18 protein-coding genes and 1 other RNA gene are annotated in these 18,754 nt (G+C 60.9%); 10 read left to right on the top strand and 9 right to left on the bottom strand.

What is annotated here, in order from left to right:
- Nucleotides 1–233: 233 nt before the first annotated feature.
- The 4 genes from ubiI to ACJ8IL_RS09525 all read right to left on the bottom strand — a co-directional run bounded on the left by ubiI (nucleotide 234) and on the right by ACJ8IL_RS09525 (nucleotide 4,645).
- Entirely contained in the window at nucleotides 234–1,436 is a 1,203-nt protein-coding gene (ubiI, locus tag ACJ8IL_RS09540; protein WP_404758743.1) for an FAD-dependent 2-octaprenylphenol hydroxylase, read from the bottom strand.
- Between the two features lie 78 nt (nucleotides 1,437–1,514).
- Complete coding sequence (gene ubiH, locus ACJ8IL_RS09535) at nucleotides 1,515–2,693, bottom strand: 2-octaprenyl-6-methoxyphenyl hydroxylase (RefSeq protein WP_147823249.1); 1,179 nt, start codon at nucleotides 2,691–2,693, stop codon at nucleotides 1,515–1,517.
- A gap of 1 nt (nucleotide 2,694) precedes the next feature.
- A complete protein-coding gene (gene pepP, locus ACJ8IL_RS09530; protein ID WP_025304153.1) occupies nucleotides 2,695–4,011 on the bottom strand; it encodes a Xaa-Pro aminopeptidase in 1,317 nt (438 codons plus the stop codon).
- 55 nt (nucleotides 4,012–4,066) lie between these two features.
- Nucleotides 4,067–4,645 (bottom strand): YecA/YgfB family protein, encoded by a 579-nt coding sequence (locus ACJ8IL_RS09525; RefSeq protein ID WP_025304154.1) that lies wholly within the window; start codon nucleotides 4,643–4,645, stop codon nucleotides 4,067–4,069.
- A gap of 319 nt (nucleotides 4,646–4,964) precedes the next feature.
- Here ACJ8IL_RS09525 and zapA point away from each other — a divergent pair, with 319 nt between their 5' ends.
- From zapA to ACJ8IL_RS09510, 3 genes are all read left to right on the top strand, one after another.
- Nucleotides 4,965–5,294, top strand: coding sequence for a cell division protein ZapA (zapA, locus tag ACJ8IL_RS09520; protein ID WP_004931621.1), 330 nt, complete (start codon nucleotides 4,965–4,967; stop codon nucleotides 5,292–5,294).
- A 40-nt stretch (nucleotides 5,295–5,334) separates the two neighbouring features.
- Nucleotides 5,335–5,517: non-coding RNA, 6S RNA (gene ssrS / locus ACJ8IL_RS09515), on the top strand.
- A 52-nt stretch (nucleotides 5,518–5,569) separates the two neighbouring features.
- Nucleotides 5,570–6,178 carry a 5-formyltetrahydrofolate cyclo-ligase gene (locus ACJ8IL_RS09510; RefSeq protein ID WP_049208251.1) on the top strand — a complete coding sequence of 203 codons (609 nt, stop codon included), beginning with the start codon at nucleotides 5,570–5,572 and terminating at the stop codon, nucleotides 6,176–6,178.
- Nucleotides 6,179–6,225: 47 nt separating this feature from the next.
- Here ACJ8IL_RS09510 and serA read toward each other — a convergent pair whose 3' ends face one another.
- A complete protein-coding gene (gene serA, locus ACJ8IL_RS09505; RefSeq protein WP_025304156.1) occupies nucleotides 6,226–7,464 on the bottom strand; it encodes a phosphoglycerate dehydrogenase in 1,239 nt (412 codons plus the stop codon).
- A 292-nt stretch (nucleotides 7,465–7,756) separates the two neighbouring features.
- The gene (gene rpiA / locus ACJ8IL_RS09500) at nucleotides 7,757–8,413 is read right to left on the bottom strand and encodes a ribose-5-phosphate isomerase RpiA (RefSeq protein WP_025304157.1); all 657 of its coding nucleotides are present in this window, start codon (nucleotides 8,411–8,413) and stop codon (nucleotides 7,757–7,759) included.
- A gap of 204 nt (nucleotides 8,414–8,617) precedes the next feature.
- On the opposite strand from rpiA, the gene ACJ8IL_RS09495 reads away from it, so the two are divergent.
- Complete coding sequence (locus ACJ8IL_RS09495) at nucleotides 8,618–9,511, top strand: LysR family transcriptional regulator ArgP (protein WP_025304158.1); 894 nt, start codon at nucleotides 8,618–8,620, stop codon at nucleotides 9,509–9,511.
- 48 nt (nucleotides 9,512–9,559) lie between these two features.
- On the opposite strand, the gene ACJ8IL_RS09490 is transcribed toward ACJ8IL_RS09495, so the two are convergent.
- The 3 genes from ACJ8IL_RS09490 to ACJ8IL_RS09480 form a co-directional block, all read right to left on the bottom strand.
- Nucleotides 9,560–10,291 carry an oxidative stress defense protein gene (locus ACJ8IL_RS09490; protein WP_025160209.1) on the bottom strand — a complete coding sequence of 244 codons (732 nt, stop codon included), beginning with the start codon at nucleotides 10,289–10,291 and terminating at the stop codon, nucleotides 9,560–9,562.
- A 121-nt stretch (nucleotides 10,292–10,412) separates the two neighbouring features.
- Nucleotides 10,413–11,030: an arginine exporter ArgO gene (argO, locus tag ACJ8IL_RS09485; protein ID WP_025304159.1), complete on the bottom strand. Its 618-nt coding sequence runs from the start codon at nucleotides 11,028–11,030 to the stop codon at nucleotides 10,413–10,415.
- Nucleotides 11,031–11,154: 124 nt separating this feature from the next.
- Nucleotides 11,155–11,973, bottom strand: a complete 819-nt coding sequence (locus ACJ8IL_RS09480) for an IclR family transcriptional regulator (RefSeq protein WP_025304160.1) — start codon at nucleotides 11,971–11,973, stop codon at nucleotides 11,155–11,157.
- Nucleotides 11,974–12,347: 374 nt separating this feature from the next.
- Between ACJ8IL_RS09480 and ACJ8IL_RS09475 the strand changes: the two genes are divergently transcribed.
- From ACJ8IL_RS09475 to ACJ8IL_RS09450, 6 genes are all read left to right on the top strand, one after another.
- A complete protein-coding gene (locus ACJ8IL_RS09475) occupies nucleotides 12,348–13,901 on the top strand; it encodes a sugar ABC transporter ATP-binding protein (protein ID WP_442516512.1) in 1,554 nt (517 codons plus the stop codon).
- The gene (locus ACJ8IL_RS09470) at nucleotides 13,894–14,976 is read left to right on the top strand and encodes an ABC transporter permease (protein ID WP_016930014.1); all 1,083 of its coding nucleotides are present in this window, start codon (nucleotides 13,894–13,896) and stop codon (nucleotides 14,974–14,976) included. Before ACJ8IL_RS09475 ends, ACJ8IL_RS09470 begins: the two co-directional genes overlap by 8 nt.
- Nucleotides 14,977–14,990: 14 nt before the next feature.
- Complete coding sequence (locus tag ACJ8IL_RS09465; RefSeq protein WP_025304163.1) at nucleotides 14,991–16,091, top strand: ABC transporter substrate-binding protein; 1,101 nt, start codon at nucleotides 14,991–14,993, stop codon at nucleotides 16,089–16,091.
- Complete coding sequence (locus tag ACJ8IL_RS09460) at nucleotides 16,088–16,963, top strand: SMP-30/gluconolactonase/LRE family protein (RefSeq protein WP_435967850.1); 876 nt, start codon at nucleotides 16,088–16,090, stop codon at nucleotides 16,961–16,963. Before ACJ8IL_RS09465 ends, ACJ8IL_RS09460 begins: the two co-directional genes overlap by 4 nt.
- Nucleotides 16,964–17,219: 256 nt before the next feature.
- The gene (gene yiaK / locus ACJ8IL_RS09455) at nucleotides 17,220–18,218 is read left to right on the top strand and encodes a 3-dehydro-L-gulonate 2-dehydrogenase (protein ID WP_060422789.1); all 999 of its coding nucleotides are present in this window, start codon (nucleotides 17,220–17,222) and stop codon (nucleotides 18,216–18,218) included.
- 13 nt (nucleotides 18,219–18,231) lie between these two features.
- A complete protein-coding gene (locus ACJ8IL_RS09450; RefSeq protein WP_025304166.1) occupies nucleotides 18,232–18,705 on the top strand; it encodes a YhcH/YjgK/YiaL family protein in 474 nt (157 codons plus the stop codon).
- The last annotated feature ends 49 nt before the right edge of the window (nucleotides 18,706–18,754 follow it).

The raw sequence follows: 18,754 nt of genomic DNA, 5'->3' as shown, positions 1-18,754 counted from the left end.
AAATGCGCCTTAAGGCACAAAATTAACAATTAAAGCGGTAAAACGCCGAAGTTATATAACAAACAGATGGCCGCGCATGGGATCCCGACTTTTGATAACCGAACATGGAATTAGAAAAAGTAATGATAAAAAGCGGCTGAAATTAGATTATTTCAAATGAAGGGTTATATAAGGAAAAGCGATGGAATAAGGCGAGAAGCGCGAGCCCGGTGCGGGCCCGCAGAAGGAAGGGATCAGGCAAGCCACTCGGGCAGATCGTTCAGGCCCATCGCCTGACGCACCAGCTTAGGCTTGACGCCCGGCAGGCTGTCCGCCAGCCGCAGGCCCACGTCGCGCAGCAGCTTTTTGGCCGGGTGGTTGCCGTCAAACAGTTCGCGGAAACCCTGCATGCTGGCCAGCATCACCGCCGCGCCATGTTTGCGGCGGCGCTCATAGCGGCGCAGATAGAGGTGCTGGCCGATATCCTTGCCCTGCCGCTGCAGGCGGCGCAGTTCGGAAATCAGCTCGGCGGCATCCATAAAGCCCAGGTTCACGCCCTGCCCGGCAAGCGGATGCACGGTATGCGCCGCATCGCCCACCAGCGCCAGGCGGTGCGCGGCGAAGCTGCGCGCATAGCGGCCGGTCAACGAGAACGCCAGCCGTTCGCTTTCCAGGCTGCAAGCCCCCAGGCGCATGTCGAAGGTCATCGCCAGTTCGCGGTTGAATTGCTCCGGTTCCAGCCGTTTGAGCCGTTCGGCTTCTTCCGGCGTCACCGACCAGACGATGGAGCTCAAATGCGGATCGCTGAACGGCAGGAACGCCAGAATGCCGTCACCGTGGAAAATTTGCCGCGCCGTCGCCTGATGCGGTTCTTCGGTGCGAATGGTGGCCACCAGCGCGTGGTGGCGGTAATCCCAGAAGGTGAGCGGAATATCGGCGTGCTGACGCAGCCACGACTGGGCGCCGTCGGCGCCGATCACCAACCGGGCGGTCAGCATGCGCCCGTCCTCCAGCGTGACGAAGGCGTCATTTTCGCCCCATGCTACCTGCTTGAGCGCGGCCGGGGTAATCAGCGTGATGTCCGACAGGCTTTCGGCGCGTTTCCACAGCGCCTGCTGGATCACCGAATTTTCGATGATGTGGCCGAGATGGCTGAAGCCGCACTCGTCGCCGCGGAAAGCAATCTTGCCGAAGCTGTCGCGATCCCACACTTCCATCGCATTGTAGGCGCTGGCGCGCAGCTGGAGAATGTCGTCCCACACGCCGATGTGCTGCAGCAAACGCTCGCTGGCGGCATTGATGGCGGAGACGCGCAGGGCCGGCTGTTCCGACGGCGGCGCCATCTCCGGCTGGCGCTGCTCCAGCACCGCCACGCGCAGCCCGCTGCCCTGCAGGCCGCAGGCCAACGCCAGCCCCACCATACCGCCACCGGCGATAATCACGTCAAATGATTGCATGCTGCTCGATTTCCTTAAATAACGCGCGACGCCTTGCCGCGCCGCGCTTTGGGCGCGTTAAAGCGCCCGACCATGTCTCTAACGTTCCACCCAGCCCAGCGTACGCTTGGCGAAGGCATCGCGTATCGCCGGCAAACGCGCCATCGCCATCAGCCCCAGATTGCGCCCAATCACCAGCGGGCCATAACGGTTGGCGAACAGATGAATCAACCCGTCGGTCACGCCGATCGTCGCCTGTTGATCGTTTTGCCGCCGCTGCTGATAACGGCTCAGCAGTGCGTAACCGCCGGCGTCTTCGCCGCTGTCTGCCGCTTCCGCCAGCGTTTCCGCCAGCGACATCACGTCGCGCAGGCCAAGGTTGAACCCCTGCCCGGCGATAGGATGCAGCGTTTGCGCCGCGTTGCCCACCAGCGCCAGCCGGTGGCTGACATGGCGATCGGCGGTCAGCAGCCCGAGTGGATAACTGTGCCGTTTACCGGCCTTGAGGATACGCCCCAGCCGCCAGCCGAAAGCCTGTTGCAGCTCGGCGATAAAGCGCTCGTCGTCCCAGGCATCCACCTGGGCGCGATCTTCACGCGCATGGCACCACACCAGTGAACTGCGCCCCTGCGACATCGGCAACAGCGCCAGCGGCCCATAGCGGGTAAAGCGCTCAAAGGCGCGCCCCTGCGGATCTTCCGCCGTGGTGACGTTGGCGATGGTGGCGAACTGCGGATAGTCCTCCTGCCGCCACTGCACGTTGCAGGCCTGCGCCAGCGCAGAGCGCGAACCGTCGGCCGCCACCAGCAACTGCCCGCGCAGACGCTGGCCGTTGTCCAGCAGCACTTCCGCCCGTTCTGCGGTGCGGATCACGTCCACCACCCGCGCCGGGCAGTGCAGCGTGACACCCGGCGCCTTGGCCAGCAGCGCGAACAGCCGCTGCCCGGCGTCGTGCAGTTCGATCACCTGGCCGAGCGCATCGACCTGATAATCCTGCGCCTGCAGATTGACGAAGCCGGCATGGCCGCGATCGCTGACGTGCACCTGAGTGATCGGTGTGGCGCAGTCGCGCAGCGCCGGCCAAACGCCGATGCGCGCCAGCTGTTGGCAGGTGCCCTGCGCCAATGCGATGGCGCGGGCGTCAAAGCCTGGGTGGTTGCGGTCATCCGGCCGAGTCGCCTCGACCAGATCTACCGCCATTCTTCCCTGAGTAAGCGACGAGATAGCCAGCGCCAGCGTCGCGCCCGCCATACCGCCACCAACGATAATTACGCTCATTTTATGACCTTGCCGCCGCCATCAAAGCCTCGATGGCATCGGCGTCTTTCACCACGGTGGCGGTCAGGTTTTCGTTGCCGTCGGCGGTGATCACGATGTCGTCCTCGATGCGGATGCCGATGCCGCGGTATTCCGCCGGCACGTCCGCATCCGGCGCAATGTACAGCCCCGGCTCCACGGTCAGCACCATGCCCGGCTCCAGCAGCCGATCGCGGCTCGGCGTGCCGTAGTGGCCAACGTCGTGCACATCGAGACCCAGCCAGTGGCTCAGCCCGTGCATGAAGAACTGACGGTGCGCCTGCTCGGCGATCAGCGAGTCGACTTCACCTTTCAATACGCCCAGCTCCACCAGCCCGACCACCATGATGCGCACCACTTCGTCATTGACTTCGCGAATGCTGGTGCCGGGTTTGAACAGTTCCAAAGCGCGCTGCAGCGACGCCAGCACAATGTCGTACACCGCGCGCTGCGGCCGGCTGAACTTGCCGTTGACCGGGAAGGTGCGGGTGATGTCGCCGGCGTACCCCTGGTACTCGCAGCCGGCGTCGATCAGCACCAGATCGCCGTCGCGCATCTGGCTCTCGTTCTCGGTGTAGTGCAGGATACAGCCGTTTTCGCCGCTGCCGACGATGGTGTTGTAAGACGGGTAACGGGCGCCGAGGCGGGTGAATTCATGGTGAATTTCCGCTTCCAGCTGGTATTCGAACATGCCCGGGCGGCATTTTTCCATCGCGCGGGTATGCGCCAACGCGCTGATCTCACCGGCGCGGCGCATCACCGCCAGCTCTTCCGGCGACTTGAACAGCCGCATGTCATGCAGCCACGGCCGCCAGTCGGTAACGGTGGCCGGCGCCTGCAGGCTCTGGCGGAACCCCTTGCGCAGCTTGTCCAGCGCGCCGAACAGGATCTGATCGGCATAGGCGTATTCGCCCTGCGCGTGGTAGACCACGTCCAGGCCGTTGAGCAGCAGGTGCAGCTGGTCATTGATTTCATCGAACGGCAGCGCGCGATCCACGCCCAGCTTCGCCGGCGCGGCGTCTTGCCCCAGGCGGCGGCCAAACCAGATTTCCGCCGTCAGATCGCGCACCCGGTTGAACAACACGCTGTGGTTGTGCGTTTCGTCGCTTTTAATCAGCACCAGCACCGCTTCCGGCTCATTGAAGCCGGTCAGGTACCAAAAGTCGCTGTTCTGCCGATAGGGATAGTCTGAATCTGCACTGCGCGTCGTTTCCGGCGCAGAGAAAATAACCGCCGCGCTGGCCGGCGCCATTTTCGCCAACAGCGCCTGGCGGCGGTTGTTGAATTCCTGCTGAGTCATTACCTTCTCCTGAAATCATGCCATCCGCACCGCCGGCGGAGGGGCGATAGAACGTTTAGTGCAGCGTCGGTTTGATATTTTCCGGCGCCGTCGGTTTTTGACGGGTGAATTCGCCGTGGCACATGATGGCGGCAACCCGCACATACTCCGCTACTTCTTCCAACGACTGTTCCAATTCTTCCTGATCTTCGTCTTCGTCGTAGCCCAGCTGCGCGATGTTGCGCAGATCGTCGATCGCTTCACCGACCTCGTCTTTCACCTGAGCCAGCTTCGGCTGCATCATGCCCAGCCCGAGCAGGAAGTGGTTGACCCAACCGCCCAGCGCGTCGGCGCGATCGAACACGCTGACGATCTCCCCTTCAGGCAGCATCAGTTGGAACAGGAATTCGTCATCTTCCAGCGTGTCACGCGTCACTTCATACAGCTGCTGCAGCGGTTGGCTAAGCGCCTGCGGGAAGGCGACGCCTTCGTTGGTCAGATCGTGCACCAGCGCCTGCCAGCCGGCGTCACGGCTGCCGCCACACAGCAGGCCGCTGATCAGGCCGTGCATTTCTGCCGCGGTCAGCGCCACCGACTGCTGGTTGAGGGCCACGGTCAAAGATTGGTAACTTGGAAATGTATTCTGTATAGACATGCGCATTCGTCATCGTTGGCAGGATAAGTTCGTGTTATGCTACCACCAAGGTCCGTCGCTATACCAGATAAGCGCGACACCTCAGTGGCTAGTTATAATCGCGATGTGGCAGGTTTCACACTGCGCCGGCGGGTGACGAAAGTGCGGTAAATACGCATTTTGAAACCCTTTTTTGACTGGCAATGTGCGCCACAGTAGATTACAACCAGGTACTGAAAAAGGGGTTGTATCTTGGTACCGAGGTATATATAGTGGCGCCCGCTTTGACGGCCCGGCCAGGGCGGACAAGGCTGGCGCGAAATTTAGGCAGGAAGGTGGCATGTCTGCACAACCGGTAGATATTCAAATTTTTGGCCGCTCGTTAAGAGTCAATTGCCCGCCAGAACAACAAGATGCGTTGAATATGGCGGCGGACGATCTTAACCAACGGTTGCAAGATCTTAAAGTTCGCACTAGAGTCTCCAATACTGAGCAACTGGTTTTCATCGCGGCATTGAACGTCTGTCACGAACTTGCTCAAGAACGGTTGAAAACCCGTGACTATGCGTCCAATATGGAACAACGCATACGGATGCTGCAGCAGACCATTGAACAAGCGCTGCTTGAACAAGGTCGCATCTCTGAACGTCAGGATGCACAATTCGAATAACTTAAGTTGTTGAAATCAAAGTTTCAGCAACGAGTACAAAATTTCTCTGAGATGTTCGCCAGCGGGCCAGTCCCCTGAGCCGATATTTAGTACAAACAGAATGTGTTGCTCCGCGATCGGTGAGCACGCTCGGTGCGCCGAGAAGCCTTAAGATTGCGACGGCACGTTCACCTTGAACCATGGGTTCAAGGGTTACAGCCTGCGACGGCATCTCGGAGATTCCCCTTCTCAGCGGTTTATGTGTGCTGAACGCCACACTGAGCAAGCCTGATACGATGCCTTTTCACCCTCAATTCGCGCAGCAGCGCCAAGCCATTCGTCAACTCATTCGCCAACGTCGGCGCGAGCTTACGCCGGGCCAGCAACGCTTTGCCGCAGACAAGATAACCGAACGCCTCGTCGCGCACACACGTATTCAGGCCGCGCACAACATCGCGGTCTTCCTGTCGTTTGACGGCGAACTCGACACCGGGCCGCTGATCGAGCAACTGTGGACGCTCGGCAAACAGGTTTACCTGCCGGTACTGCATCCGTTCAGTTCAGGACACCTGCTGTTTCTGCGCTATGCGCCGGAAACACCGCTGGTGCGCAACCGCTTCAATATTCTCGAGCCGCGGCTCGATGTGCGCCAGGTGTTACCGCTGGGCGAACTGGAGGTGGTGCTGACACCGCTGGTGGCATTCGATCATACCGGACAGCGTCTGGGCATGGGCGGCGGTTTTTACGATCGCACCCTGCAAAACTGGCGCAGCGGCGGCCCCTATCCCATCGGCCTGGCCCATGATTGCCAGCAGGTGGAGCACCTGCCGACCGAGCACTGGGATATCCCGCTGCCGGAAATCCTCACCCCGCTCTGCAGCTGGGCGTGGCACGAGCCCAAATAGAAAAGGCCGGATCGCTCCGGCCTTTTTCGTTGCGGCGAGCCGCCGAATCAGAACAGCAGACGGGCGCGAATGGTGCCGTCGATGGCCTTCATACGCTGCAGCGCGGCGTCGGCGCGCGCGGTTTCCGCTTCGATGTCGATCACCACGTAGCCGATTTCCGGCCCGGTTTGCAGATACTGCGCGGCGATGTTAACCCCCTCTTCGGCGAAGATCTGGTTAATCTGCGTCAGCACGCCCGGACGGTTTTCGTGGATGTGCAGCAGGCGGCTGGCGTTCGGACCATGCGCCGGCAGCGACACTTCCGGGAAGTTGACGGCGGACAGAGTCGAACCGTTGTCGGAGTATTTCGCCAGCTTGCCGGCCACTTCGTCGCCGATGTTCTCCTGCGCTTCCTGCGTGGAACCGCCGATGTGCGGCGTCAGCAGCACGTTATCGAACTCGCACAGCGGCGAGTTGAACGGATCGCTGTTGGTCGCCGGCTCTTCCGGGAAGACGTCGATCGCCGCGCCCGCCAGGTGATTGCTGGCCAGCGCGTCGCACAGCGCGGGAATATCCACCACGGTGCCGCGCGAGGCGTTGATCAGAATCGCGCCCGGCTTCATCAGCGCCAGCTCTTCCGCCCCCATCATGTTCTTGGTGGCCAGCGTTTCCGGCACGTGCAGCGTCACCACGTCGCTCATATTGAGCAGATCGGACAGATGACGCACCTGCTGCGCGTTGCCTAACGGCAGTTTGTTCTCGATATCGTAGAAGAACACTTTCATGCCCAGCCCTTCGGCCAGAATGCCCAGCTGGGTGCCGATGTGGCCGTAGCCGATGATGCCCAGCTTTTTGCCGCGCGCCTCATAAGAGCCCACGGCCAATTTGTGCCACACGCCGCGGTGCGCCTTGGCGTTGGCGGCCGGAATGCCGCGCAGCATCAACAGCAGCTCGCCCAGCACCATTTCGGCCACGGATCGGGTATTGGAGAAGGGGGCGTTGAAGACCGGAATACCGCGTTTGGTCGCCGCTTTCAGATCAACCTGGTTGGTGCCGATGCAGAAGCAGCCCACCGCCACCAGTTTTTCTGCGGCGGCGAACACCTCTTCGGTCAGATGCGTACGCGATCGGATGCCGACGAAGTGTGCATCGCGGATGGATGCCTTCAGCGATTCGGTGTCTAACGCACCCTTGTGGTATTCGATGTTGGTATAACCGGCGGCACGTAAATTATCGACCGTGCTCTGATGAACCCCTTCCACCAACAGGAATTTAATCCTGTCTTTCTCCAATGATACTTTTGCCATTTACCCGACCCTATGTTCAGACTTCAGAAGCGGCTGTGACGACACAGCTCCCATCCAACATAACAAAAATAACGCGGGCGGCAATACAAACGATTGCCTGCCCGGCAGGACAAGGCGCAGCGTTGATGGCGGTTTACGGCAGAAAATGCCATAGGGAAAGTTTTCAGCAGAAGCTTTGGGGAGTCAGCTTTCACAATGTGACATAAGTCACCAAATTTGCCGTTTTTCAGAAAAGATATTTTAACCGAAGAATTATGCGGCCCGGCGCTACCGGGCCACAGACGGCGGAGGCTTATTTGACCACTTTCACGCCCTCCGGGGTGCCGACCAGCGCCACGTCCGCGCCGCGATTGGCGAACAGCCCCACGGTCACCACGCCGGCGATGCCGTTGATCTTGTTCTCCAGCGCGATGGCGTCGGTGATGCTCAGGTTATGCACATCGAGGATCACGTTGCCGTTGTCGGTCACCACGTTCTGACGATACTCCGGCAGGCCGCCGAGTTTCACCAGCTCGCGCGCCACGTAAGAGCGGGCCATCGGGATCACTTCCACCGGCAGCGGGAACTTGCCCAGCACGTCCACCTGCTTGCTGGCGTCGACGATGCAGATGAATTTCTTGGCGATGGCGGCGATGATCTTCTCGCGCGTCAGCGCAGCGCCGCCGCCCTTAATCATCTGCATATGACCGTTGATTTCGTCCGCGCCGTCCACGTAGATATCGAGCGAGTCCACTTCGTTGCTGTCGAACACGTGGATGCCGAGGCTTTTCAGCTTGGCGGTGGAGGCGTCTGAGCTGGACACCGCGCCTTCGATCTGGTGCTTGATGGAGCCCAGCGCGTCAATAAAATGGGCGGCGGTAGAGCCGGTGCCAACCCCGACGATGGTGCCCGGCGTCACGTATTCCAGCGCCGCCCAGCCCACCGCTTTTTTCAGTTCATCCTGCGTCATAATATGTCCCTTGCCTCTGTACGAAAACGTGTGCGTATTATAGGGTAAAACGCTGTTTTTCACGCCGGCAGGATCACACTTATTTACCGCAGCCCGCATTTTTACCCGCTTGGCGGCGAGCTGGGGGCGTGATTTTTCCACCTGCGCCGTGCGCAAAATGTGGCATAGTGCCGGTATCATTCTAATTTAAGGGATATCTTTCCGATGAAACGCCCAGACTATCGTACGCTGCAAGCGCTGGACGCGGTGATCCGTGAGCGCGGCTTCGAGCGCGCCGCGCAAAAACTCTGTATCACGCAATCGGCGGTATCCCAACGCATCAAACAGCTGGAAAACCTGTTCGGCCAACCGCTGCTGGTTCGTACCGTGCCGCCGCGCCCGACCGAACAAGGGCAAAAGCTGCTGGCGCTGCTGCATCAGGTGGAGCTGCTGGAGGAAGAGTGGCTCGGCAATGACACCGGCGTCGATACGCCGCTGCTGCTGTCGCTGGCGGTCAACGCCGACAGTCTGGCAACCTGGCTGCTGCCGGCGCTGAAGCCGGTGCTGGCGGACTCCCCCATTCGCCTGAATCTGCAGGTGGAAGATGAAACCCGCACCCAGGAGCGGCTGCGCCGCGGTGAGGTGGTGGGCGCGGTGAGTATTCAGCCGCAGCCGCTGCCGAGCTGCCTGGTGGATCGGCTGGGGGCGCTGGACTACCTGTTCGTGGCCTCCCGCGGCTTCGCCGAGCGCTATTTCCCGAACGGCGTCACCCGCTCCGCGCTGCTGAAAGCGCCGGCGGTGGCCTTCGATCATCTCGACGACATGCATCAGGCATTCCTGCAGCAGAACTTCGATCTGTCGCCGGGCAGCGTGCCCTGCCACATCGTGAACTCATCGGAAGCCTTCGTGCAGCTGGCGCGTCAGGGCACCACCTGCTGTATGATCCCGCATCTGCAGATCGAAAAGGAGCTGGCATCCGGTGAACTGATCGATCTGACGCCCGGGCTATACCAGCGCCGCATGCTGTACTGGCACCGTTTCGCGCCGGAAAGCCGCATGATGCGCAAAGTGACCGACGCGCTGCTAGAACACGGTCATCTGGTGCTGCGTCAGGATTAAAACGAAAAAAGGTTCGCCGCAGCGAACCTTTTCTTCAATACGATAACCTTACTGCGCGGCGTTACGCTGCAGCTCGAACACCACGTCCACCTGATCGTCGAAGTGAATGCTTTGCTGTTCATAGGTTTGCGCCGCGTCGCTTTCCGCCGCCGCACCGGCCGCCTTATACATCCGCGCCACCGGCATCGGCTGGTAGTTGGCGACCCGGTAGCGAATGCTGTACACCGGTCCCAGCTTGGCGTGGAAGCCTTTGGCCAGGGATTCAGCCTGTTGAGTCGCGTTCTCGATCGCTTTTTGCCGCGCCTGCTCGCGATACACGTCCGGCTTGGCGACGCCCAGCTCCACCGCGCGGATCTCGTTCAGGCCGGATTTCAGCGCGCCGTCCAGCAGCTCGTTCAGCTTGTCCAGCTGACGCAGAGTCACCTGCACCTGGCGCACCGCCCGGTAGCCCTTCAACACCGACTCGCCGGTTTTCAGGTAATCGTATTCCGGCTGGGTGCGCAGGTTGGCGGCGCTGATGTCTTTCTTCTCGATGTTGTTTTTCTGCAGGAAATCAAAGTACTGCGCCACGCGCTCGTCTACCTGCTTCTTCGCCTGGGCGGCGTCTTTGGAGGAGACGCTCACTTCGATCGCCAGGGTGGCGATGTCCGGCGTGGCGTCCACGCTGGCGGTGCCGGAGGTGACGACGTGCGGCCCTTCAGGCACTTCAGCCGCCTGCAGCGCCATCGGTAACGTCCCTAATCCGACCATTGCGGCCATAGCCAATGCTTTTAGCTTCACAGTGTCTCCTTAATGACAGGCTGTCTCTGATCGCCGGCTTTTCCCTGTGAGAACCGCCGGTTTCCTGGCATCAAACGTAGCATATCGCGCGGCGTTTTGAATTCGGATTAGTGACAAATTCTTATAAATTTGCCCCCTGCCAGGCCAGCTGCAGCGCGATGCCCCACATCACCAGCCCGACCAGCGCGTTGATGATGCGCTGCGCCCGCTGCGTGTTCAGCCACGGCGCCAGCCAGGAGGCCAGCAGCGCCAACCCGAAGAACCACACCGCCGACGCGCTGACCGCGCCAAGCGCGAACCAGGAACGCACGTCCGCCGTCAGCTGCCCGCCCAGGCTGCCGAGCACCACAAAGGTATCCAGATAGACGTGCGGGTTCAGCCAGGTGACCGCCAGCATGGTGACCACGAGGCGCCAGCGGCTCTGCGCCAGCTCCTGCGCCGCGGCCTGCGCAGGTTGCGGGCTGAAGGCGGAACGGAACGCGCCCCAGCCGTACCACAGCAGAAACGCCACCCCGCCCCAGGTGACCAGCGCCAGCAGCAACGGCGAGCGGGTCAGCAATGCGCTGCCGCCGAAAATACCGGCGCAGATCAGAACGATATCGCTCAGCGCGCACAGTGAGGCAATCATCAAATGATACTGGCGGCGAATGCCCTGGTTCATCACGAATACGTTCTGCGGGCCCAGCGGCAGGATCATGGCGGCGCTCAGGGCAAAGCCCTGCAGGAAGACGGCTAACATGGGGATTCCTCGAATGATAAAAGGCGCCGGACGAGGGCGCGTGTCGGTCAACACGCGCATCATACGAGGAAGCGATCATTAGGTGAAATTGATGTTTCTAATCCAGTATCAGAGATGCTAATACTTAAATCGGCGTGACGAACCCCAGCTCCTGAGAGATGCGTTGCGCGGTGGCCAGCACCGGTTTAATCAAACTTTTGACGCCGATCTGCTGCAGCTTGGCGGTCGGCAGAGAAACCGACACCGCATAAGGCACGCGCTGTTGAATATCGAACACCGGTGCTGCCACGCAGGAGACCCCCAGCTCGTTTTCCTCGCGATCCATCGCCATGCCGCGCTGGCGAATATCGGCCAGTTCCTCATACATCTTCGGCAGCTCGGTAATGGTATTGCGCGTCAGCGTCTGAATCTCTTGCTGGTGAGTCTGCCAGTAGTGAGCCGGGTAATCATCGTTGCCGTAAGCCATGAAGATTTTACCCATCGCCGAACAGTACAGCGGCATATGCTGGCCGATATAGGCGCGGGTGCGCATCATGCCGGTGGTCGGCTCCAGCTTGTAGATCAGGATGACGTGGTCGTCTTCGCGGCTGGAGAAGTTGACCGTCTCCCCCACTTCCAGATTCAGCTGTTCCAAATGCGGCGCGGCCACGTGAATGATGTTGAGTGACGACAGCGCCTTCTGGCCGATGGAAATGAACTTGGTGGTCAGGCGGTAGCTGCCCGGCGACGGCGCCTGGGTCACATAGCCGCTGGTGTGCAACCCCTGCAGCAGGCGGTGCACCGTGCTCTTGTTCATGCCGGCCAGCTCGGACAAATGCGCCAGCGGACATCCGTTGGGGAAATTACTCAGGATCTCAATCAACTGCAAACCGCGGAACAGGCTTTGGCTGCCCAGCGGTTTGTCTTTCTTGTCATCTTTCTCGTCGACGGCTTTCAGGCTCATAGCGAAAATCTCTCCAGTGTCGAACCGCCAACCGGCGCTGCGGCAAAGTCAGCAGGCTCTTTGCCGGGCATGTTACCCCAAGGCCCGCATCAGGTGAAGACGGAACGCCGTTTCATTGTCCGCAGCGGGATAAAAATCCGCAATATTTCCCCCGTGTTGAAGTGAGCCATCGGTCACACTTCCGCAAAGTAAAAAATAACTAATTGTTTAATAACAATAATTAAAACCTCACCGCCTTTGATTTAGCGCAACGAACGTCATATTATTTTTGAAATTGAATTTCGCATATTGAAATTTAAAGACCAGATACTCACCAGTAGTTTGGCTAACTTGCCCGACATCTTCGCACGGGCGCAACACCAGGGGCGCATCACATGACTATCGATAATGCGGCACAACCCATCCTTACCCTCAACCACATCGTCAAACGATTTGGCGGCAACGTGGCGGTCAACGACGTCAGCCTGCAGGTGATGCCGGGCGAGGTTCTGGCGTTGCTGGGCGAAAACGGCGCCGGTAAATCGACGCTGATCAAAGTGCTGGCGGGCGTCTACCCGCGCGACGGCGGCGATATTCGCTTTCAGGGCGCAAGCATCGCCTCCGCCGCCGCGATAAAAAGCACCAGCCGCCAGCCGATCGCTTTTATTCATCAGGATCTCGGCCTGATCGAATGGATGACGGTGGCGGAAAACATGGCGCTGGTGATGGGGTTTCCCCGCCGCTTTGGGCTGATCGACTGGCGCGCCATTCGCCGCCGGGCGGCGCAGGCGCTGCACGACGTCGGCATCGCACTCGATCCCGATGCGCGCGTCTTCGAACTGTCGCGCACCGAAAAATCGCTGCTGGCGATCGCTCGCGCGGTGGCGGTCAACGCCGAGCTGCTGGTGCTGGATGAACCGACCGCCTCCCTGCCCGCCAACGACGTGCGTCATCTGTTCGCCGTGATCAACCGGCTGCGCGCCAAAAAGGTCGGCATGATTTATGTCACCCACCGTCTGGACGAAGTGATCGAAATCGCCGATCGGATCTGCGTGATGCGCGACGGGCGCTATGTCGCCGGCGGTCGCACCGCCGACTACTCGCTGCGCGATCTGGTGCAAACCATCGTCGGCGAAGCGATGGCGGACGATCAGCGCGAACCGCTGCCGGAACATCGTCCGCCGGTGCTGCAGCTCGATAGCGTCACGGTGGGCGACATCGGCCCGGTGAGCTTCGACTTGCAGCCGGGCGAGATGCTGGCGCTGGCCGGCCTGCGCGGGGCCGGGCAAGAAGAGATTGGCCGGCTGCTGTTCGGGTTGCGCCAGGCCGACGGCGGCGCGATTCGATTTCGCGATCGGCCCTATCAGGCGAGCACCCCGCAGCAGGCGATGGCCTGCGGCGTTTCGCTGGTGGCGGGCGATCGCACCGGCGAAAGCCTGGTGATGTCGATGAGCGTGCGTGAAAACCTGTTTATCAACCCCTGCGCCAGCGGCCACCGGCTGCTCTCCCGCTACGGGCGGCGAGCGGAGATCGGCGCCAGTTGGTGGAAGGTGCAGCTGTTCGACGTACGCCCCAAGGACGTCAATATCGATATCAGCGCGCTGTCCGGCGGCAACCAGCAAAAGGTGGTGATGGCGCGCTGGATGCATCTGGGGGCGCCGCTGCTGATCCTGGAAGATCCCACCGCCGGCGTGGACGTCGGCGCGCGCGCGGAAATCTACCATCTGCTGAATAAATCCCTGGCGGAAGGCGTGGCAGTGCTGGTTATCTCCAACGATTTCGAGGAGATCGCCCATATTTGCAACCGCGCACTGGTATTCAACCGCGGGAAAGTGGTCGGCGAGCTGAAAAATCAGCAGGTGTCATTCGCCAATTTATTGGAGCTGGCCTCTGCCAGCACCGGGGAAAACGTCGCAATCACGTCAGAATCCGAGGTAGGCCATGTCTAAAACATCCGTTAAATCAACCGCACTGGAGCAGCGCGTCAGCCTGGCGCAGGACGGCGCCGGCCCGTGGCTGATGCAGGTTCTCACCCGCTATGGCCTGCTGCTGCTGTGCATCGCGCTGGTCGTGCTGTTCTCACTGCTCACCCCCTCCTTCGCATCAATGCTGACGCTTCAGGCTATCTTGTCGAGCAAGGCCAAAATCGCCCTGTTGGCGCTGGCGGCGACCATCCCGATGATCGTGGGCAAGATCGATCTTAACGTCGGTTTCGGCATTGTGCTGTGGCACATTCTGGCGATCACGCTGCAGGTGGAATACGGCTTCTCCTGGCAGATGGCGGTGCTGACGGTGCTGGCGATCTCGGCGCTGTACGGGTTGCTGAACGGCATTCTGGTGGCGCTGGCCGATATCGACAGCTTCGTCGCCACCCTCGGCTCCGGCACCGTACTGTACGCCATTGCCCTGTGGCACTCCGGCGGGCGGCAGATCGTCGGCGACTTGCCGGATGCCTTCATCGCGCTGCACCACACCGAGATCGCCGGCATTCCGATCGTGGCATTTTACGTGCTGATCGTCGCGGTGGTGCTGTGGCTCATCACCGAACACACCCCGCTCGGCCGCTGCATGTATGCGGTGGGCGGCAACCCGGCGGCCGCGCGCCTGAACGGCATTTCGGTCAACCGCTTTACCATCGGCGCCTTCATCGCCTCCAGCGTGCTCACCGGTTTCAGCGGCGTGTTGATCGCCGCCGAACAGGGCGTCGGCCAGGCCAGCGTCGGCATGGACTATCTGCTGCCAGCGCTGGTCGGCGCCTTCCTCGGCAGCACCACCATTCGCCCAGGGCGCGTCAACGTCTGGGGCACCGTGGTCGGCATCGCCATTCTGGCTATCGGCATCGCCGGCATCCAGCAGTTCGGTGGCGAATTCTGGGTCGAGCCGCTGTTCAACGGCGCGACGCTGTTGCTGTCGATCACTCTGGCCGGCTATGCCCAACGCCGTCGGCTGCTCAATCAGAAAGCGGTACAACGCAGCCAGGCGACGCCGGCTGACAACAACAATCAGACAGCGACCCACCCTTAAACCAGGAGCACACCATGAAACGCATTTGGCTGTTACCGGGGTTCACCACATTCTTGCTCGCCGCATCGCCGGCCTGGGCCGACGCCTATCTCGATCAGGCCACCGCCGCCGTGGCGAAGGCTACCGCCAGCGCCACCCAGTGGGACGGCCCCACCAGCGGCCCGCAGCTGCAGGCCAACAAGAAGATCATTTTTATCGCCTCCGACATGAAGAACGGCGGCGTGCAAGGGGTGCAACAGGGGTTGAGCGAAGCGGCGAAAGCCGCCGGCTGGAAGCTGGAAACGCTCGACGGCGGCGGCTCGGTGAAAGATCAGCTGGCATCGCTCAATCAGGCCATCGCCCAGAAACCAGACGGCATCGTGATCGGCGGCTGGAACCCTAACGTCGCCAAGATCCCGCTGAAAAAGGCCGTACAGCAGGGCATCGTGCTGACCGCCTGGCATGCGGTGCCGGAACCGGGCCCCATCGCCAAATACAATGTGTTCTATAACGTCACGTCGGATTCCAACGAAGTGGCGCGCATCGCCGCGCAATACGCGGTGGTGCAGTCCGGCGGCAAGGCGAGCGTGTTGATCTTCACCGACTCGCTGTACCAAATCGCCTTGGACAAGGCCAACGTCATGAAAGAAGAGATCGCCAAATGCAGCGGCTGTACGCTGCTGGAATTCATCGACACGCCGCTGGCCGATACCGCCAACCGCATGCCGGCGATGACCTTCAGCCTGCTGCAGAAGTACGGCGACAAATTCCAATATGCGCTGGCAATCAACGATCTGTATTTCGACTTTATGGCGCCGGCGCTGAAAACCGCCGGCAAAGGCGGCAAGAACGCGCCTTACAACGTGTCGGCCGGCGACGGTTCAATCTCCGCTTACCAGCGTATCCGCTCGGGCGACAGCCAGTCGGCGACGGTGCCGGAGCCCTTGAAACTGCACGGTTGGCAGCTGCTGGACGAATTCAACCGCGCCTTCGCCAAGCAGCCGCCTTCCGGCTACGTGACCCCGGCACATCTGGTCACCCGCGACAATATCGCCGCCGACGGCGGCGCCAATAACCTGTATGACCCGCAAAACGATTACCAGGGCCATTACAAAGCGATCTGGGGCGTGAAGTGAACGGCGGCATTCGGCATTCATTGCGCACGCACGCTCAGCTCGAGCGCTTGTGCTCACCGGCGATTTGGGCCGAAGGGCCGGTCTGGCTGCCGCAAGAGGATGCGGTAGTGTTCAGCGACGTGAAAGGCAATCGCATGTTCCGCTGGTCGCGCCGGGGTGAGCTAAGCCTATACCGCTCGCCGTCGCACTACGCCAACGGCAATGCGCGCGACGGCGAGGGGCGTGTGGTCAGCTGTGAACACGGGCGGCGCGGCATCAGCCGCACCGAAAGCGATGGCGAAGTGCGCCTGTTGATCGACCGCGTCGACGGCAAGCGCTTTAACTCGCCGAACGACGTGGCGGTGTGTTCCGACGGCACCCTGTGGTTCACCGATCCGCCCTACGGCATCATCGGCGACGAAGAGGGTTACAAATCGGAAAGCCAGGTGATCGGCTGCTATCTCTACAGCTTCGATCCGCGCGACGGTTCGCTGACCATCGCCGCCTGCGACCTGCAGCGCCCGAACGGCCTGGCGTTTTCACCGGATGAAAAATGGCTGTACGTGGCGGACATGTCGATCGTGGATTTTCCGACGCTGGGCCGCCGCGAGCTGCGCGTCTATGCGGTCAACGGTCGCGAGCTGGAAGCCGGCCGCCGTTTTGCAACCGTGGAACCCGGGTTCCCGGACGGCTTCTGCGTCGATCGGGCCGGCAATCTGTTTTGCAGCTGCGCCGACGGCGTGCTGGTCTTCGATCCAGAGGGGCGACAGATCGACAAAATCAGCGTGCCGGAACGCGTCTCCAATTGTACCTTCGGCGGCCCGAACGGCGATGAACTCTATATCACCGCCACCACCTCGCTCTACCGCATGGCGCTGAACACCCGCGGTTAACCGGGGTCTCGCAAGACGCAGGGTGGGTTTCGATCCGCCCTGCTTTGTCACGTCTGAAGCACGCCATCTCCACCAAAACGTGGCGGCGATCACAAAATCACCACTCAATTTTAACGTCATGTTTTTCATGAATAATTTTACTCCCCCTTGCTTTGACTTCCCTGAATCGCCGGGATAGCATTTATTTGAAATGCAATTTCGCATATTGAAATTTAGCGAACCAAAAACAGACAATTCGCACAGGCGGAGAACCGGCATGAGAGTGAGTTACAGCGAGTTAAAACACCAATTCAAACGCGTGCTGCTGGCGCGCGGCGTGGCGGAACACACCGCCGATGACTGCGCCGGCATGTTCGCCGACACCACCGCCAGCGGCGTTTATTCCCACGGCGTTAACCGCTTTCCACGCTTTATTCAGCAGCTGGACGCCGGCGATATCGTGCCGGACGCCGAACCCAGCAAACTGTTGTCTCTGGGGGCGATCGAGCAATGGGATGCGCACCAGGGCATCGGCAACCTTACCGCCCGCCGCATGATGGATCGCGCCATGCAGCTAGCCGACGATCATGGCATCGGCCTGGTGGCGCTGCGCAACGCCAACCACTGGATGCGCGGCGGCGGTTACGGCTGGCAGGCGGCGGAGAAAGGCTATATCGGCATTTGCTGGACCAACTCGATCGCCGTGATGCCACCGTGGGGCGCCAAAACGTGCCGTATCGGCACCAACCCGCTGATCGTCGCCGTGCCCGGCAACCCGATCACCATGGTGGACATGTCGATGTCGATGTTTTCCTACGGCGCGCTGGAGCTGAACCGGCTGGCGGGCAAAACCCTGCCGGTGGACGGCGGCTTCGACAACGACGGCCGCCTGACCCGCGATCCGGCCACCATCGAAGAGAACCGGCGCATTTTGCCAATGGGGTATTGGAAAGGATCGGCGCTGTCGATCGTGCTGGACATGATCGCCACCCTGCTGTCCGGCGGCGCCTCGGTGGCGGAAGTGACGGAAGATCACCGCGACGAATACGGCGTCTCGCAGGTGTTCATCGCGATTGAGATAGACCGGTTGATCGACGGCGACAGCCGCGATCAAAAACTGCAGCGCATCATGGATTACGTCACCAGCGCCGAACGGGACAACCCCGACGTCGCCATTCGCCTGCCGGGCCACAAGTTCCCGCGCATTCTGGAAGAAAACCTGCGCGACGGCATTCCGGTTGACGAACGAGTCTGGGCGCGCATTCAGGCGCTGTAACGGGAGGATCATCATGATATTCGGCCACATCGCCAACACCGCGCCCGAGCAGTACCCGACGCCGGTCGCCAACGCCGTCGCCTATTTGCAGCGCACCGATTTCAGCGTCTTGCCCGCAGGGCGCTATGAAGATCCCGCCACCGGCTACGTGGTGCAAGTGCTGGATCTGCATACCCAACCACCGGATGCGCTACGCCCGGAAGTCCACCGGCAAAACGTCGACGTGCAGTTTCTGGTCAGCGGTACCGAGCTTATCGGCGTAGCGGCGGACAACGGCGACAACGTCATTCATCAGGAGCTGCTGGCGCAGCGCGACATCCTGTTTTATCAGGACGTGGCCGACGAATCCTGGCTCACGATGCGGCCCGGCAATTTCGCGGTATTTTTTCCGCAGGACGTGCATCGCCCGGCCTGCATTAACCAACGCCCCTGCGCGATACGCAAGGTGGTGGTGAAGATACCGCTGGCGTCGTTTAGCGCCCGATAGACGCAGCACCCGTAACGATAACAACACCGGTCCCTGAGGCCTGTGCGGG

Source organism: Serratia sp. CY47444 (assembly GCF_052168635.1).
In the GTDB taxonomy this organism is placed as follows: domain Bacteria; phylum Pseudomonadota; class Gammaproteobacteria; order Enterobacterales; family Enterobacteriaceae; genus Serratia; species Serratia bockelmannii.
This window is presented reverse-complemented; position numbering and strand designations above follow the sequence as displayed.

Bases quoted from the DNA above. Each gene is read 5' to 3' on its own strand.
- ACJ8IL_RS09450 (WP_025304166.1), top strand. From the start codon at position 18,232: ATGATATTCGGCCACATCGCCAACACCGCGCCCGAGCAGTACCCGACG.
- ubiI (WP_404758743.1), bottom strand. From the start codon at position 1,436: ATGCAATCATTTGACGTGATTATCGCCGGTGGCGGTATGGTGGGGCTG.
- ACJ8IL_RS09510 (WP_049208251.1), top strand. From the start codon at position 5,570: ATGCCTTTTCACCCTCAATTCGCGCAGCAGCGCCAAGCCATTCGTCAA.
- rpiA (WP_025304157.1), bottom strand. From the start codon at position 8,413: ATGACGCAGGATGAACTGAAAAAAGCGGTGGGCTGGGCGGCGCTGGAA.
- serA (WP_025304156.1), bottom strand. From the start codon at position 7,464: ATGGCAAAAGTATCATTGGAGAAAGACAGGATTAAATTCCTGTTGGTG.
- ubiH (WP_147823249.1), bottom strand. From the start codon at position 2,693: ATGAGCGTAATTATCGTTGGTGGCGGTATGGCGGGCGCGACGCTGGCG.
- ACJ8IL_RS09495 (WP_025304158.1), top strand. From the start codon at position 8,618: ATGAAACGCCCAGACTATCGTACGCTGCAAGCGCTGGACGCGGTGATC.
- ACJ8IL_RS09470 (WP_016930014.1), top strand. From the start codon at position 13,894: ATGTCTAAAACATCCGTTAAATCAACCGCACTGGAGCAGCGCGTCAGC.
- yiaK (WP_060422789.1), top strand. From the start codon at position 17,220: ATGAGAGTGAGTTACAGCGAGTTAAAACACCAATTCAAACGCGTGCTG.
- argO (WP_025304159.1), bottom strand. From the start codon at position 11,030: ATGTTAGCCGTCTTCCTGCAGGGCTTTGCCCTGAGCGCCGCCATGATC.
- ACJ8IL_RS09475 (WP_442516512.1), top strand. From the start codon at position 12,348: ATGACTATCGATAATGCGGCACAACCCATCCTTACCCTCAACCACATC.
- ACJ8IL_RS09525 (WP_025304154.1), bottom strand. From the start codon at position 4,645: ATGTCTATACAGAATACATTTCCAAGTTACCAATCTTTGACCGTGGCC.
- zapA (WP_004931621.1), top strand. From the start codon at position 4,965: ATGTCTGCACAACCGGTAGATATTCAAATTTTTGGCCGCTCGTTAAGA.
- ACJ8IL_RS09465 (WP_025304163.1), top strand. From the start codon at position 14,991: ATGAAACGCATTTGGCTGTTACCGGGGTTCACCACATTCTTGCTCGCC.
- ACJ8IL_RS09480 (WP_025304160.1), bottom strand. From the start codon at position 11,973: ATGAGCCTGAAAGCCGTCGACGAGAAAGATGACAAGAAAGACAAACCG.
- pepP (WP_025304153.1), bottom strand. From the start codon at position 4,011: ATGACTCAGCAGGAATTCAACAACCGCCGCCAGGCGCTGTTGGCGAAA.